This window comes from Ktedonobacter sp. SOSP1-85 (genome assembly GCF_016587415.1).
Classification (GTDB): domain Bacteria; phylum Chloroflexota; class Ktedonobacteria; order Ktedonobacterales; family Ktedonobacteraceae; genus Ktedonobacter.
The window spans coordinates 3,239,382-3,255,632 of the sequence record NZ_BNJI01000001.1 but is presented as its reverse complement, the minus strand read 5'-3'; the positions used below and the strand labels follow the sequence as shown (position 1 = coordinate 3,255,632).

The 16,251-nt window shown below is 57.5% G+C and carries 13 protein-coding genes and 2 pseudogenes; 14 read left to right on the top strand and 1 reads right to left on the bottom strand.

Annotation, left to right across the window (positions count from 1 at the left end; translation table 11 throughout):
* Nucleotides 1-26: 26 nt before the first annotated feature.
* The gene (locus KTE_RS13625) at nt 27-1,295 is read right to left on the bottom strand and encodes a hypothetical protein (protein ID WP_201381728.1); all 1,269 of its coding nucleotides are present in this window, start codon (nt 1,293-1,295) and stop codon (nt 27-29) included.
* A gap of 415 nt (nt 1,296-1,710) precedes the next feature.
* Between KTE_RS13625 and KTE_RS13620 the strand changes: the two genes are divergently transcribed.
* The 14 genes and pseudogenes from KTE_RS13620 to KTE_RS13555 all read left to right on the top strand — a co-directional run bounded on the left by KTE_RS13620 (nt 1,711) and on the right by KTE_RS13555 (nt 16,221).
* Entirely contained in the window at nt 1,711-2,064 is a 354-nt protein-coding gene (locus KTE_RS13620; RefSeq protein ID WP_201370197.1) for an NADH-quinone oxidoreductase subunit A, read from the top strand.
* 59 nt (nt 2,065-2,123) lie between these two features.
* A pseudogene (locus KTE_RS13615) lies at nt 2,124-2,579 on the top strand (NADH-quinone oxidoreductase subunit B); the annotation flags it as partial.
* Nucleotides 2,580-3,130: 551 nt separating this feature from the next.
* Nucleotides 3,131-3,592: pseudogene (locus KTE_RS13610) on the top strand (NADH-quinone oxidoreductase subunit C); the annotation flags it as partial.
* A gap of 367 nt (nt 3,593-3,959) precedes the next feature.
* On the top strand, nt 3,960-5,120 hold the full coding sequence (gene nuoD / locus KTE_RS13605) for an NADH dehydrogenase (quinone) subunit D (protein WP_374226807.1): 1,161 nt from the start codon (nt 3,960-3,962) through the stop codon (nt 5,118-5,120).
* A complete protein-coding gene (gene nuoE / locus KTE_RS13600) occupies nt 5,117-5,635 on the top strand; it encodes an NADH-quinone oxidoreductase subunit NuoE (RefSeq protein ID WP_201381726.1) in 519 nt (172 codons plus the stop codon). Before nuoD ends, nuoE begins: the two co-directional genes overlap by 4 nt.
* Before the next feature lie 26 nt (nt 5,636-5,661).
* The gene (gene nuoF / locus KTE_RS13595; RefSeq protein ID WP_201381725.1) at nt 5,662-6,993 is read left to right on the top strand and encodes an NADH-quinone oxidoreductase subunit NuoF; all 1,332 of its coding nucleotides are present in this window, start codon (nt 5,662-5,664) and stop codon (nt 6,991-6,993) included.
* 41 nt (nt 6,994-7,034) lie between these two features.
* Nucleotides 7,035-9,224 (top strand): NADH-quinone oxidoreductase subunit NuoG, encoded by a 2,190-nt coding sequence (nuoG, locus tag KTE_RS13590; protein WP_201381723.1) that lies wholly within the window; start codon nt 7,035-7,037, stop codon nt 9,222-9,224.
* Nucleotides 9,217-10,455, top strand: a complete 1,239-nt coding sequence (gene nuoH / locus KTE_RS13585) for an NADH-quinone oxidoreductase subunit NuoH (protein ID WP_201381721.1) — start codon at nt 9,217-9,219, stop codon at nt 10,453-10,455. The genes nuoG and nuoH overlap by 8 nt, the downstream gene beginning before the upstream one ends.
* A 126-nt stretch (nt 10,456-10,581) precedes the next feature.
* Entirely contained in the window at nt 10,582-10,806 is a 225-nt protein-coding gene (locus tag KTE_RS13580) for a hypothetical protein (protein WP_201381719.1), read from the top strand.
* Between the two features lie 253 nt (nt 10,807-11,059).
* The gene (gene nuoI / locus KTE_RS13575) at nt 11,060-11,686 is read left to right on the top strand and encodes an NADH-quinone oxidoreductase subunit NuoI (RefSeq protein ID WP_201381717.1); all 627 of its coding nucleotides are present in this window, start codon (nt 11,060-11,062) and stop codon (nt 11,684-11,686) included.
* Between the two features lie 12 nt (nt 11,687-11,698).
* A complete protein-coding gene (locus KTE_RS13570; RefSeq protein ID WP_201381715.1) occupies nt 11,699-12,226 on the top strand; it encodes an NADH-quinone oxidoreductase subunit J in 528 nt (175 codons plus the stop codon).
* Between the two features lie 66 nt (nt 12,227-12,292).
* Nucleotides 12,293-12,613, top strand: a complete 321-nt coding sequence (nuoK, locus tag KTE_RS13565; protein WP_201381713.1) for an NADH-quinone oxidoreductase subunit NuoK — start codon at nt 12,293-12,295, stop codon at nt 12,611-12,613.
* 12 nt (nt 12,614-12,625) lie between these two features.
* Entirely contained in the window at nt 12,626-14,644 is a 2,019-nt protein-coding gene (gene nuoL, locus KTE_RS13560; RefSeq protein ID WP_201381711.1) for an NADH-quinone oxidoreductase subunit L, read from the top strand.
* Between the two features lie 5 nt (nt 14,645-14,649).
* Nucleotides 14,650-16,221, top strand: a complete 1,572-nt coding sequence (locus KTE_RS13555) for a NuoM family protein (protein WP_201381709.1) — start codon at nt 14,650-14,652, stop codon at nt 16,219-16,221.
* Nucleotides 16,222-16,251 lie beyond the last annotated feature (30 nt).

Below are 16,251 nucleotides of genomic sequence, written 5' to 3'. Positions count from 1 at the left end.
CATGTTCCTTTTACTTGTAAGAGTTACTAGCGCCAGATGAGTAAGTCGTCGTTACCAGGCGAAACAGGGTCTTCGCTGGTGGAGTGTGTGCGCCGCCATTCGCAGCGTACCTCGCCACTCTGTAGCAGGTACTGCATGACGCCGTCATAGTCGTTGAGCGTAAACTGGCCAAAGTATTCGAGCATGGCCTGCTGGCGTAGATCGGGCCAGCGGCGCACGCGCTGTCCTCGCCCCAACTGGATGATGCGCTGCGTTAACTGCTCCAGGGAGGCTGCATGCCGCTCCTGCTCCTGGACGAGAAACCACTCCTCGGCAAGCACCCCATCATGGATCAGGGCATAAAGACGCCGCCGGTAGTCACAAAGCGCCTCATTCATATGTTGAAAACTGTCCTGGCGCCTGGTCGCAAAGAGCAGGGTCGAGGGGACATATTCCATCCAGGCTGGCCCCACCTGGACCGGTAATGCGAGTCGTTGGATGGGCAGGCTAAAGTAGCGCTTCATGCTCAGTATAAACAACTTAAGAAAACCATCTATGGCCTGCACACGCTCAGCTTCGGCACTGGGGAGGGTCTTCCAGCGGTCGGTGCGCAACAGATTTGTCAGCTTAAGTCCCACCTGTTCGTCACTTCGCGCGGCCTGGAGACAGGCATCAATCGCTTGATGCGGAAGCCAGAGGAGGAGTTCCGTGGGGGCGGTACGCTGGTAGATCTTGAGTAAATCTTCATTGCTAAAGAGCGAAGGCGTAAAGGGATTAAGCAGAAATATGGCTGGCGAAGGCTCAAGCTCACGCAGCAGAGCAGCGCCACCATCCAGCCAGTTGCTGCGCAGGACACCACCATCCTGGGGCAGCTTCTCTTGCGTTGTATGGGCATTCTGCCTGGAACCGCTTAGCAGCAGGCCATAAAGCGAGAAGGGTGGCTGCTCCTGAACAAGTTCGCGCGCTAGAAGCGAGATGGGGAGCAGGGCCTGTGGCAGCATGAACACATCCGGCTCTTTTTTGCGCCGCTTCTTCGCACCATTGCCATTCTCAGCGTGTTCAGGCATTGGCACAAGTGTCTGCTCGCGCGCATTAAGCCCCAGGGCATCGACCCAGTAGCAGCGCCGGAAGATGCGCGTGGCGGCAAGGGCGCGACAATATGCCGCTACATAGTCATGCAGCAGCCAGTGGCGCAGCGTCGCCAGGATCTCTCGTTCATTTGGCCTGCGCGCGCGTTTGCGCGGGCCATTCCCGCTTATCTGCGTCCATACGTCCTTATTCGCGTCGTTGCTTTCGATGTTGGCCCAGAGGTTCATTTGATATATTTTATCATGTTTAGGCGCGTGGAAGTAGACATCCCTTTCGCGCCTACGGCGCTCAAGGGGTAAGAAGATGAATGTACAGGTCCGAGGCCTCTGGCCTCGGACCTGTACATTCATCTTCTTACTCGGGGGAATAGTGCTATACGCTGGAATAAGAAGTAGCCTCGGGGGAAATGGTGCTATGCGCTGGAATAAGAAGTAGCCTCGGGGGAAATGGTGCTATGCGCTGGAATAAGAAGTAGCCGCGTACGCCAGTAGCGGGCCTGTAGCCGCGTACGCTGGTGTGGGCTTATTTGACACACCTGTAAGACTGTACTACAATAGATGCTGAGGAAGTGTATTTTTGACACTAGTCGATGCATTTTTTTCATGCAATTAGTGCAGCTATTAGAAATTGAAGGTTCCGCATATGGGATCAGCACTCCCCATTTTTATCTTAGTAACGCTTGCGATCCTCTTTGGTATTCTGGTTATGGTGGTGACCAACGTGCTTGGGCCACGCAAACCCTCGCCGGAGAAGCTCGCGCCCTATGAATGCGGTATTCAAGAAATTGAGCCGCCCAAGAAACGCTTCCCAGTCAAATATCTGTTGACTGGTATGCTCTTTATTGTGTTTGACATCGAAATTGTGTCGTTCTATCCCCTCGCAGTCCTGCTCCACCAGCTACAGCTTTTCGGACTCATTGAACTGCTCGTCTTCCTGGCGATTCTGATGGTGGGCTATGTCTATGTTTGGCGGAAGGGAGCTTTTTCATGGGAATAACCAATCCCTGGGAGCCGGTACAGACCTACTCCAACACGCAGACACCACGCGAGCTACCAATGCATCAGAAGGATGGTAGCTTTGGCGTACTAACCACGCAGGTGAGCAAGATCCTGGATTGGAGCCGTAGCTCCTCGCTCTGGCCCGCGCTCTTCGGCCTGGCCTGCTGCGCCATTGAGATGATGTCGACCAGCGCCAGTCGCTTCGACCTTGCGCGGTTTGGAGCCGAGGTCTATCGCGCCTCACCACGCCAGGCCGATCTGATGATCGTTGCTGGACGCTGCTCGGTCAAAATGGCCCCTGTGTTGCGCCAGATTTATGACCAGATGCCAGAACCAAAGTGGGTCATCTCAATGGGAGCCTGCGCCTCCTGCGGTGGCGTTTTCAACAATTACGCCATTGTACAGGGAGTAGATAAGATCGTCCCAGTCGATGTCTTTATCCCAGGTTGCCCCCCTACTCCCGATATGCTGTTGTTCGGCTTCAATGAGTTGCAGCGCAAGATTCGTGAGGGCATTCCCAATCCACCCGATCCTTTGAAGGATAGCGGCCTCAAGCTCGTCGGTCCTTCAAGCACGAGTATGGATCTGTAGGGTCAGCTTCTTTTAGTCCATGCAAGCATGGACCCTACACGATATACCAATCTTGATTGCCTGCCTGAGAGAAGGTAGCAGCGGCACGTTCTTCTTAATACGAAAACCAATCCCCATTCGGGGATGCGGCGCCACTATCGTGGCTAGCACTTCGCGCTCAGGTTTTCGAGAGGAAGTTCATACAGAAGAAACGAAACACAAGCGAAAAGTGGGGGCCAACCAGTTTCTGGTTAGCCCTCTTTGTGCGCAAGGGCGGTTATTTCCAGTATCGTTTCCTTGCCCTGACGCCGCAGGTGTAAAGCGCGACTCGTGTCGCCATGGACCTGGCTTTTAGCTCTACGTTCCCCTACGACCTGCGGCCTATGTTGATGATCTTTAACTAATTGCTTTGGTAATGATTGCACTTACAACTTGCCATATTAACTGGTTAAAGTCCCATTCAGTGTTCGGTTACTTTTTTAGGAAGTTATTTTATGGTCATAACAGCAGCTTCGACAGTGGACGTTGTGCGGGAGAAGTTTCCGCAGGCCGTGCTCGAAACCGTTGAACACCGTGACGAGCAGACAATCATCCTCGACCCAGGCTCCCTGGTCGAGGTCTGTCAGTTCCTGAAGGCACAGCTCCAGTACAATTTTCTTGAGACGGTAACAGCGGTTGATTGGCCAGAGCGCACACCACGCTTCGATGTCGTCTACCAGCTTCTCTCCATTGAACATCAGTGTTTTATCCGTCTCAAGGTGCGTGTGGGTCAGCGACGCGAGGCCCATCCAGAGGTTCCCAGTATTACGAGCGTCTGGGCTGGCGCGAACTGGTATGAGCGCGAGGTCTACGACCTGTTTGGGATTACCTTCGCGGGCCATCCCGACCTGCGCCGTATTATGATGCCTGAGGACTGGACCACTCATCCTCTGCGCAAAGATTATCCCATCTCGGGCTTCGAGCTTCCCGAGCCTCACTGGGGTGGACAGGTTCCTTATAATGTCGATCCCGGCGTTGGCGATTACTATCAGCAGTCGCTGCGCTCTTCCGAGGGTCGTCAGTTTAATGAGGGCCGCACTCAGGTCAATCCTGGTCAAGAGCCAGGCACATTGCCAACAACAGAAGAGGCCTAGATCAGCTCCATGACCTTAGACGAAAACCAACACCGCTCTCGCGGCTAGCGCTCACGCGCTCAGGTTTTCGGAGAGGCACTAAAGAGGACAGCTTATGCAGCAAAAAGAGAAGACGAGTACACCGCTAGCCGGGTACTCCTATACCCTTGATGAGGGGCAGCTCCTCGAAGATGGCCAGCGTAACGATACGATGACCATCAACATGGGGCCTCAGCACCCCAGTACGCATGGCGTATTGCGCCTCGTTCTGACCATCGAGGGTGAGACCGTTATTAAAGCCGTACCTGATATCGGCTTTCTCCATACCGGCATTGAGAAGACCGCCGAGGTCAAGTCCTACCACCAGGCCCTGGTTCTGACGGACCGCATGGATTACCTCGCGCCGCTCAATAATAACCTGGGCTATAGCCTGGCGGTGGAGCGTCTCCTGGGCATCGATGACGAGATCAACGATAAGATTAAGTACACACGCGTCATCCTTGCTGAGCTTCAGCGTATCGCGAGCCACCTGGTCTGGCTAGGAACCTCGGCGCTTGACCTGGGCGCGCAGAGCGTCTTCCTCTACTGTTTCCGTGAGCGCGAGATGATCCTCGATATCTTCGAGCTGATCTCAGGCGTGCGTATGATGACTAGCTACATCTGCCCCGGTGGTCTACAGGCCGAGCTACCCAAAGGCTTCGAGGCGAAGGTACGCGAATTCCTGAAGGCCTTCCCGGCACGCCTGCAAGAGTATCATGACCTGCTCAGCAATAATCAGCTCTGGCTGGAGCGCACGCGCAATATCGGCATCCTGACACAGGAGGATGCCCTGGCCTATGGCGCCTCGGGTCCGACTCTGCGCGGTAGTGGCGTGGTCTGGGATATCCGCAAGGTCTTCCCCTACAGCGGCTACGAGAAGTTTGACTTCGACATTCCAGTCGGCTCCACGGGCGATGTTTACGATCGCTACATGGTGCGCATGCTGGAAATGGAAGAGAGCCGCAAGATCATTGAGCAGGCGCTAGAAGGTCTGCCCACAGGTCCCTACCGCGTCCAGAACAAAAAAGTCACACCGCCACCCAAGTGGCAGATCACCGGTAGCATGGAGGCCCTGATCCACCACTTCAAGCTCTTCACCGAGGGCTATCGTCCACCCCAAGGCGAGGTCTTTGTGCGCACCGAGGCCCCCAAGGGCGAGCTAGGGTTCTATATGGTCAGCGATGGCGGCCCCAAACCCTATCGCATGCATGTGCGTGGCGCATCCTTCGCCAACTTGCAGGTGCTCCCGCGCATGGTCGAGGGGACCTTCCTTTCGGACGTTGTCGCCGCCATTGGTAGCATTGATATCGTGCTTGGAGAGGTTGATAGATGATTTCAGAGAAGGCTAAAGAGCGCATGCGCGAGCTGGCCAAGCGTTATCCTGCCGCGCGTTCAGCGGTTATGCCCTCGCTCTATATCGCGCAAGAAGAAGAGGGCTATATCACGCGTGCGGGCCTGGAGGCTGTGGCCGAGGCCGTGGGTATGACGATCGACGACGTGGAGAGCGTCGCGACCTTCTACACCATGTACCATAAGCAGGCACCGGGCAAGAAGATCGTGAAGGTCTGCACCAGCATCTCCTGTTATCTGCGCAACTGCGATAGCGTGATGGAACACCTGGAGCAGCGCCTGGGCATCAAGCGCGGCGAGACCACCCCAGACGGCAACTTTACCCTCCAGGGCGTCGAGTGCCTCGCGACCTGCGGCTACGCTCCTGTCATTCAGGTCAATGGGCAGTTCGTCGAGAACGTCACCCTTGAGAAGGCCGATGCCCTCATTGACGACCTTGAGCGCGAACTGAAACAGAGCAAACAGGTCAACGAGTCCAAGTCCGGTATCTCCCGGTAAAGGCACCAGTTACGAGGAAATGTGCAATGCCAGAAACAGCCAAGTTTCTTACAAAATATATCGATGTGCCGGGAATCGACACGCTTGAGGTCTATCGCCAGAACGGAGGCTACGAGGCCCTGGCCAAGGCCCTGAAGAGCGAGCCAGACCAGATCGTAGAAGAGATCAAGAAGTCTGGTCTGCGCGGACGCGGTGGCGCGGGCTTCCCCACGGGCATGAAGTGGAGCTTCCTGGCCAAAAACGATAAGCCACGCTACCTCTGCTGCAACTCGGACGAGAGCGAGCCTGGCACCTTCAAGGATCGCATGTTGATGGAGCGCAACCCACACCTGCTGGTCGAGGGCGTGCTTATCACCAGCTATGCCTGTCGTGTCAAAACGGCCTTCATCTACATTCGTGGCGAACTGCCCTACGCGGCAGACCAGGTCCAGCGCGCCGTTGACGAGGCCTATGAAGCGGGTCTGATCGGCAGCAACATCCTGGGCAGTGACTATAGTATAGACGTGATCGTTCACCGTGGCGCGGGCGCCTACATCTGCGGCGAAGAGAGCGCGCTGATGGAGTCGCTGGAGGGTCGCCGTGGCTATCCTCGCCTCAAGCCACCCTTCCCGGCGGTGGTCGGCCTCTATGGCGGTCCCACAGTTATCAATAACTGCGAGACACTCTGCACCGTGCCCGCAATCATCGAGCAGGGTGGCGAGTACTACGCCTCCTTCGGCACGGAGAAGAGCAAGGGTACACGTATCTTTGGTTTGAGCGGACACGTCAAGAAGCCCGGTAACTACGAGGCGCCCCTGGGCGTACCTCTGCGCACGCTTCTCTATGATGAGCAGTATGGTGGTGGCATCCTCAACGATCGCCAGGTCAAGGCCGTCATTCCCGGCGGTTCCTCGACCTTCTTCCTGGGTCCCGACAAGCTGGACATCCCCATGGACTATGAGTCCGTGGCGGCGGCTGGCTCGATGCTCGGCTCGGGTGGCGTGATCGTTATTAATGACGAGACCTGTATCGTCGGCACCATCGCGCGCGCGGTCGAGTTCTATCGCGATGAGTCCTGCGGGAAGTGTACGCCCTGCCGCGAAGGCACTTACTGGCTCACCGAGCTTCTTGAGCGCCTGGAACATGGGCACGGCAAGATGAAAGACATCGACCTGCTCACCAGCATTTGCGGCAATATCAGTGGTAAGTCATTCTGCCCCTTGGGCGACGCGGCGACCAGCCTGATTACCAGCGGCGTGCGCATGTTCCGTGAGGAGTTCGAGTACCATGTAACGCATGGCCACTGCATGGTTGGCGGACCTCATAAGCACAGAACCATCAATGCCGAAGCCGCCACCTTGAGCGCTGGCGCTAATTAATTATCCATAGGAATGATACAAACCGTCAGGTAGAAATAATTATGCCAGAAGAGAAAAAGGACGAACTCGTACACCTCACCATCGATGGCATTCCCGTCGAGGTTCCGCCAGGTACCCTGGTGTGGGCCGCCGCGCAGAAGGCTGGTATTGAGGTGCCGATCTACTGCTACCATCCCAAAATGCCGCCGCTGGGTGCCTGCCGCATGTGCTTCGTCGAGGTGGAGAACATGCCCAAGCCCCCTCAGACGGCGTGTACCACGCCTGTGAGCGAGGGTATGGTAGTGCATACCAAGACCGAGAAGGTGCTGAACGCACGCCAGGGTACGCTGGAGTTCCTGCTTATCAATCACCCGCTAGACTGCCCGATCTGCGACAAGGCTGGCGAGTGCGATCTGCAAGACTTCACCCTGCGCCACGGCCCAGGCGGGACGCGCTTCGATCTCAACAAGCGCCACTATCCCAAGCCTGTGCCTATCAGCAAGGATATCAACATCGACCGCGAGCGCTGCATTCTCTGCCAGCGTTGCACGCGTTTTAGCAGTGAGATCTCGATGGACAACGGCCTGGTTATGATCTCGCGTGGCTACAAGATGGAAGTCGGCACGGCTCCAGGCAATGCCTTTGACTCAAACTTCTCCGGTAACACGGTGGAGATCTGCCCAGTCGGCGCGCTGACGGCCACAAGCTATCGCTTCAAGGCTCGTCCCTGGGAGCTTAAACGCGTTCCCAGCGTGTGTAATAACTGTAGCGTCGGCTGTAACGCTCGCGTCGATGTGCGTGTCGACCGCGTGACGCGCCTGATGTCGCGCAACAACGACGCCATCGATGATGGATGGCTGTGTAACCGTGGTCGCTGGGAATTTGACTATGTGAACAATCCCGAGCGCCTGCGCACACCCTTAATCCGTCGCAATGGTACACTTACGCCCGCCTCCTGGCCCGAGGCCATCGCCTATGTCGCTCAGCGTCTACAAGAGATCGCGAGCAAGCATGGCACGCAGGCCATCGGCGGCATTGGCTCGACCCGCACCACCAACGAAGAGACCTATCTCTTCCAGAAGCTGCTGCGCGAGGTCCTGGGCACAGCCAACATCGATCATCATCACGGACTCTTCCTCGGCCCCCGCGACCGCCTGACTGGCAAGCCCTGGATGATGACCAACAGCATCGCCGGACTGGAGAAGGCTGGACACATCGTCCTGGTCGCTTCCGATCCCTATGAGCGCCAGCCAGTGCTCAATCTGCGCATCAAGAAGGCGATGAAGGCCGGAGCCAAAATCAGCATCATCAACTCGGAGACCACCGAGCTAGACCGCTTTACCAACAGTCCTTACAAGGCGGCCAAGGTGAATGTTCCTCAGAATGGCGCGGGCAAGGCGGCCAAGCTGCTGCTCAACTACGTTCTGGAGGCGGGTGAGGTTCAGACCAGCGGCTACGAAGATATCAAGAGCAAGATTGGCCGCGAGAAGGGCGTTATCGCCGAGGCTGAGAGCGCCTTTGGTGCCGAGGTCGTGGCGCAGCTCCGCCAGCTGGCTCAGGAGATCGTCAGTGCTGGCAGCGCCACGAAAGGCGCGGTTATCCTGTACGATGAGATGGCGACCCTCGATCCTGGTTGCGAAGATCTGGCCGCCGATCTGCAAGCCCTGGCCTTTGTCACCAAGAACATTGACCGCGAGGGCGCTGGCGTTGGTCCCCTCTTCGAGGATGCTAACTCACTCGGCGCGCGCGACATGGGTCTGCTGCCCGACGCGCTTCCTGGCTACCAGGCGACGACGAAGGTTGGTATGACCTACAATGAGATGCTCACTGGCTCGCAGTTGAAGGCCCTCTTCGTCATGGGTGCCAATCCGTTGCGCCACCTGAATGGCGCGACCCTGCCTCAGTCCATTGAGTTCCTGGTGGTACAGGATGTCGCCCTCAACGAGACCGCGCAGCAGGCCGACGTGGTTCTGCCCGCTGTGACCTTCGCCGAGAAAGACGGCACCATGACCAACCTCGACCACCATGTGCAGCTCGTACGCAAGGCCCTGCGACCCCTGCCCGGCGCCAAGGCCGATTGGGAGATCCTGATTCAGCTCGCCCAGGCCCTGGGAGCCGACTGGAACTATATGCACCCCCGCGATATCTTCGACGAGATCGCCGCTCACAACCCCTTCTACGCGGGCCTGGCCCACGAAGACCTGGGCATGCAGGGCGTCCGCTCGTTAGAGCAGGAGGTAGCTCATGCTTGATTTCTTAAACAACGAGATCGTCGCTGCGGTTATCAAAAGCGCTATCGTTATCGCGATCCTGCTCACGGTCTTTGCCTACATGACGCTCATCGAGCGTCGCGTGCTGGCGAAGATCCAGGGCCGCCTGGGACCAAACCGCGTTGGCCCCTTCGGTCTCTTGCAGCCGCTCGCCGACGGCATCAAGATGGCTTTCAAAGAGCAACTTGTTCCGGGACAGGCGCGTAAGTTTATCTACGGTATCGCACCGATCCTCTCAACCATCGTGGCACTCTCGGCCTTTGCCGTGGTACCCGTTGGTCTCAACTGGAGCGGCAAGACCAGCGTACACAATGTTTGGGATCCCCTGATCGCCGATGTCAACATTGGCCTGCTCTGGATTCTGGCCATCTCTTCGCTGGCAGTCTACGGCATCGTGCTCGGTGGCTGGGCCTCCGGCAACCGCTACTCCATGCTGGGCGCGCTGCGTAGCGCGGCACAGATGGTCTCTTATGAGACCAGTCTGAGCCTGGCCCTCGGCAGCGTACTCATGTGGTCTCAGACCCTGAGTATGGTCGGCATTATCGACATGCAGCGAGCCCCTGGTATGTCCTGGTTCATCCTGGCGCAACCCCTGGGCTTCGTCATCTATCTCATCGCGGGTATCGCCGAGACTAATCGCGCGCCATTTGACCTGCCCGAGGCCGAGCAGGAGTTGACCGCGGGCTACCTGACGGAATACGCTGGTCTGCGCTGGAGCCTCTACCAGATGGCTGAGTATATCAACATGATCACAGTCAGCTCGGTGGCGACAACGCTCTACCTGGGTGGCTGGAGTCTCTTCGGCCTGGAGACGCTCTTCCCTGGCGCTTCGATCATCATTTACGTCGTCAAGGTGGCCATCTTCCTGTTCGTCTTTATGTGGTTGCGCGCGACCCTGCCACGTATCCGTTATGACCGCCTGATGCGCTTCGGCTGGCAGTTGCTGCTGCCCCTGGCCGTCCTCAACGCAGTCATCACCGCCTTTGTGGTGGCGCTGGGTTGGCACTGGGCGATCAGTGGCGTGGCTGGCCTGGTCGTGATCGCGATCATGTTCTTTGTCGCTCGTCGTCAGGGCTTCAGCGAGGGCACGCGCTTCGAGGAGAAACAGGGCAAGGTCCTGCTCCCCACCTCGGTCCGCCTGGTCAAGTACGAACCCAAAGCCGTCACCGAAAGCACCAGTTCCGAGCAAGAGCCAACAGCAGTTCAAGCGTAGCATGACAGGTGTAGGCAACTTTGATATGATGCCAGATATTAACGCATTGTAGGGTCCATGCTTGTATGGACTTGCAGGCCAAGCAAGCTCTGTCCCTACATTAGGGGTTCTTATTGGATAATACTCATGACAACCTACACTTATCAGCAGATTCTAGAACAGACTCAGCAATTGACAGTTGATGAACAATTGCAACTGCTGGCCGATCTGGCGAATATTATTCGACAACATCGGGCAATGGCTAAGCCTCAGCATAGCATTCTAGAGCTAGAAGGCCTGGGCCAGAAAATATGGCAAGACCTTGATGTTAACGAGTATGTTCGTCAGGAGCGAGATTCATGGGATGGGTAGCTAGTCCAACACGTATCAAGTGAAGGGAGGCACCCCGCCCATGCAGGGAGAAAAAGGACGTGCTTCTGAAGGGCACACCTACCTTTTTCTCCCTGCCGGGCGGGGGCATTACGAAGCAAGTGAGGGTAGGTGCGCCGTTTACAAGCACTACCCGATCTGTGTCGCAAGCACAATGCTGATCTTACGTCGATAGGTATTGAAAGTGCAAAAATTGGTCCCAAACGATACGTCCTTAAAGCTTTAAGGAGTTCATATGTCTTTTGAAATTCTCAAGGGTATGGGTACTACCCTGAAAAATATGGGCAAGAAGCCTACTACCATCTCCTATCCCGAGGAGGAGCGAGAACTGGCGCCGCGCTTCCGTGGTCGCCATGTACTGCACCGCTATGACAATGGGTTGGAGCGCTGTGTGGGCTGCTATCTCTGCGCAGGAGCTTGCCCGGCTGACGCCATCTACATTGAGGCCGCAGAGAACACCGAGGAGGAGCGTGTCTCCCCAGGTGAGCGCTATGCCCGCGTCTTCGACGTCAATATGCTGCGCTGTATCTTCTGTGGCTATTGCCAGGCGGCCTGCCCCACGGGCGCGATTACCCTGGAGAAGGAATACAAGCTGGCCTCGTTCCATCCCGAAGACCTGGTCTATCATAAAGAGCAGCTTCTGGAGGCGAAGGGCAGCGCGACCGTTGGCTCGAACGAGGTCTGGGCCGATCCCGCGCCCGAACCCGATTCGGCTGAGCAGCCTGTACCGCAGAAGAGCAATGTCTTCGATGGTTCACAGGCCAGCGCGACCGCGGTCGGCCTGGGCAATTACCAGACTGAGCGCCCCGTGCTGTTCGAGAATCCTGACCAGGACGCGGACCGCCGCCAGCTAGGAAAATAAGGAATCGTTATTATGACACCTACGATACTCGCATTCGCCGTGCTGGCAGTCGCCAGCGCCGCCTCCGCTATCGGGGTCATCGCCTTTAAGAACGCCGTCTATAGCGCGCTCAGCCTGATTCTGACGCTCTTCTTCCTGGCGATGTTCTATCTGCAATTGGGCGCGATGTTTATCGCCGTGGTGCAGGTCCTGATCTACGCGGGCGCGATCATGGTGCTTTTCCTCTTCGTCGTGACCATGCTCACACCTGATGCGCAGGATACGGGAGAGGATCGCATCCCCTGGCAACGCTATGTCGGCGGCTTGCTGGGCGTAGTCCTGGTCGGCGCGCTGAGCTACCTGATCTTCAAGAATATCTCTGGTAGCAGCAGCACGGTGATCAAGGCTGGCGATAGCTATAGTCATGCCGTCGCCGCGCATGGCAACGTCGAAGCCTTTGGACTGGCACTCTTCCATGGTTACCTCTTCCCTTTTGAGGTCACCAGCCTGTTGATCGTGGTCGCCATCCTGGGTGCCCTGGTCTTCGGTCGGAGGGCCTAGATGAAGCTATTCTTCCCTGTTTTTCAGGGTCTTCGCTGAACGTGAGGATGGAGGTCTTTTTCTAACATGCCTGCAATTTCTACATTGCCGCCACTCTCAGCGTATCTGATCGTCAGCGCCATATTATTCGGTATCGGTGCGATTGGCGTGCTTATCCGGCGCAACCCGCTGGTAATCTTTATGTCTATTGAGTTGATGCTCAATGCCGTCAACCTATCACTTGTGGCCTTTTCAACATTTCTCGATTCCGCGGATGGACAGATGTTTGTCTTCCTGGTGCTGACCGTGGCCGCCGCCGAGGTGGTCGTAGGTCTTGCCATTATCGTCTCCATCTTCCGCACCCGCCACAACATTGATGTTGACGAGATGAATATGTTGCGAGGCTAATGAGGGGGCAGTATGATCAATCTTAGTCTGTGGGTACTGCTACCACCCCTGCTCGGTTTTATCGTGCTGGGGCTGGTCGGCAAAGTCTTGCCCCGCGCCGCGATCCTGACTGTGGGCTGGGGCGCGTGTGGCCTTGCCTTTCTCTTCGCGCTAAGCAACTTTGTCTCGATGCTCGGCACGCCAGCCAATGTTGCCGGCGGTCGTGTCAATGATACAGTGGTCTATCACTGGATCACATCGGGCACTGGTAGCGGCGCGTTTAATGTCGACTTCGGTCTGCTGCTCGATCCTCTGACCGCGACGATGTTGCTGGTCGTGACGGGCGTGGGCCTACTGATCCATATATACTCGGCAGGGTATATGGAGGATGATCCGGGGTTCTGGCGTTTCTTCGCCTATCTGAACTTTTTTATTTTCTCGATGGTGTTGCTGGTCACCGCGGATAACTTCCTCTTCCTGCTGATGGGCTGGGGCCTGGTGGGCCTGGCCTCGTTCCTGTTGATCGGTTTCTGGTACCAGCGCGCGGCCCCCGTGGCTGCGGCACGCAAGGCCTTCGTCATCAACGTCATTGGTGATTTCGGCCTGATGCTGGCCATCTTCCTGATCTTCCTGAACTATGGCACGTTGAACTTTCATGATGTCTTCACGAACGTCAACGCAGTCTCGACTGGCAGTGCGACGGCAGTGGCGATTACGCTGCTGATCTTCGTGGCTTGTGCCGCCAAGTCGGCGCAGTTGCCGCTCTACATGTGGTTGCCCGACGCCATGGAAGGCCCGACACCTGTCAGCGCCCTGATCCATGCCGCGACGATGGTAACCGCTGGTGTCTACCTGGTCGCGCGCACTCATCCGCTCTTCCAGATCGCGCCCGTGGCGCTCAATGTCGTAGCGGGTATCGGTGGCGCGACGGCGCTCTTCGCGGCGACCATCGCCCTGGTACAGCTGGATATCAAGCGCGTCCTGGCCTACTCGACCATTAGCCAGCTGGGCTATATGTTTATGGCCGAGGGCGTCTACAACTATTCAGCAGGCATCTTCCACCTGGTCACGCATGCCTTCTTCAAGGCCCTGCTCTTCCTGGGCGCGGGCGCGGTGATTCACGCCCTGGGCGGCGAGCAGGATATGCGCAACATGGGTGGCCTGCGCAGCCGCTTGAAGATTACCTTCTGGACCTTCCTCTTCGCGACCTGGGCCATCAGTGGTCTGCCACCCCTGGCCGGTTTCTGGAGTAAGGATGAGATTCTGGGTGGGATCTTCGCCCAGGCCGTGCATACCGCCAACCCCGGCTACTATGTGCTGTGGGGCATCGGAATTCTGACGGCTGGCCTGACTGCCTTCTATATGTTCCGCCTCTTCTTCTCAGTCTTCTATGGCGAGTATCGTGGCGGCGCGGTGGTTCAGTCCGCGCACGAGGATGACGAGGAAGAAGACCTGGCTCCCGCGAATCATGGTCACGGCCATGGCGCGCCCGCCAGCATCTACCAGGTCTACGAGGTTCCGGCTGTCATGTGGATGCCGCTGGCGATCCTGGCCTTCCTCTCGATCATCGGTGGTGTCTTCGGCTCCTTCTCGCTGATCGGTCTGCCTAACTGGTCGCCGCTGGGCAATTTCCTGGCTCCGGTCTTCTCGGGTGTTCAGACCCCTGAAATCTCACTGGGTCTCGAATGGGTCTCGGCTGGCCTGAGTATCGCGGCGGCGCTTGTAGGTTTCTTCCTGGCTCATGCTCGTTACGCGCAAGGCTTTGCCTACAAAGAAAGCACCAGCCCGGTCTACAAGCTGCTCTTCAATAAGTACTATGTTGACGAGGCCCTTGGCTGGCTCATCGTCAAGCCCGTTCAGGGCGTGGGTCGTCTCGCCACGCGCTTCCTCGATGGAAGCCTGCTGGGCGGCATCAATACTGGTATTACCGCGCTCTTCCGCGGTTCGAGCAGTGGCATCCGTCGCCTGCAAACCGGCTATATGCGCAACTACGCGCTGGCGATCCTGTTCGGCGTGCTGCTGATCGTTCTGTACTACGCGGTGAGGGGGTAGAGGTTATGCAATCGTACATTCTCTCGTTACTGATCTTCCTCCCGCTTATTGGAGGAGCCGTTGTGCTCTGCCTGCCGAAGGCGAACCAGGCGCTTATTCGCTGGATTTCGCTAGCCTTCGCGGGGATCAACGTGATATTCTCGTTCATCCTGGCCCTGCTGTATTCGCAGGCTACGGTGAGCAATTTCAGTCATTCGAGCTTCCAGGAGCGCCTGCCCTGGATTCCTTCGATTGGCATCAACTACACCCTGGATGTCGATGGCATCAGCCTGCTGCTGGTCGTACTGACCTCGCTGCTCGGGCTGGTGTGTATGGCAGCCTCCTATCGCCAGCAGAAGCGCTTTAAGAACTACATGGCCTTTATGCTGCTCCTGCAAAGCGGTATCCTGGGCGTCTTTCTCTCGGCGAACCTCTTCCTCTTCTATATCTTCTGGGAGTTAATGCTGATTCCAGCCTACTTCCTGGTGGGTACCTGGGGCGGAGAGCGCCGCATTTATGCCGCGTTCAAGTTTGTGCTCTATACCTCCGTGGGTAGCCTGCTGATGCTGGCGGGTATTATCGCCGTGGGCTACTTCTACACGCGTACGGCGGGTGCAGGCTGTGGCTTCACGCTCGATATCGGCACCCTGACCAACGGTCTGACCAACCCCAACACGGGCGCGGTCACCTGCGCGGCCCATTTCGATAGCACAACACAACTCTGGCTCTTCCTGGCCTTCGCGGCTGCTTTCGCGGTCAAGATTCCCTTTGTGCCGTTCCATTCCTGGCTGCCGGATACCTATAGCGAGTCGCCCGCGCCCGTGACGGCCATCCTGGCTGGCGCGATGTCCAAGACCGGCGCCTATGGCTTCCTGCGCATCTGCATTCCGCTCTTCCCGCTGGCAGTGCAGGCGCTGGCCCCGCTCTTTAGCATTCTGGCCGTCGTCGGTATTCTCTACTGCGCGGTCCTGGCCCTGGTCCAGACGGATCTCAAGCGCATCCTGGCCTACTCCAGTATCAGCCACCTGGGCGTGGTGATGCTGGGCATGTTCGCCTTTAACGCGCAGGGCGTCGAGGGTTCGGTCCTGCAGATGGTCAACCACGGTATTACGACCGCGGCCCTCTTCCTGATCGCGGGCTACATCGAGGAGCGCGTGGGGACACGCAATATCGCCGACTTTGGTGGCATCGCGACACGCGTGCCAATCATGGCGACAGTGCTGCTGATCGCGGCCCTCTCGTCGCTGGGTCTGCCTGGGCTCAACAGCTTCGCGGGCGAGTTCCTCTCGCTGCTGGGCGCGTTCCGCAGTAACGTGACTCTGGGTGTGCTGGGAACCGCCGTGGTCGTCCCTGCCGCCTGGTACATGCTGCGCTTCTTCCAGGGCGTGATGACGGGTCCAGCCCCGGCCCTGGGTCCAGTGGCGCAGGTCACACGCCGCGGCGGCCTGGCGGATATCCGTATGGGCGAGTTCCTGGCGATCCTGCCACTCCTGGCGTTGATCTTCTACATCGGCTTGCAGCCTGCGCCGCTCACCTTCCTGCTGCACCAACCGGTGTTGAACACGATGCAAAATCTAGGCAATGCGTTCATCAAATGAGCGTAGAGGGAGCCTCCCGCGTGGCGGCTC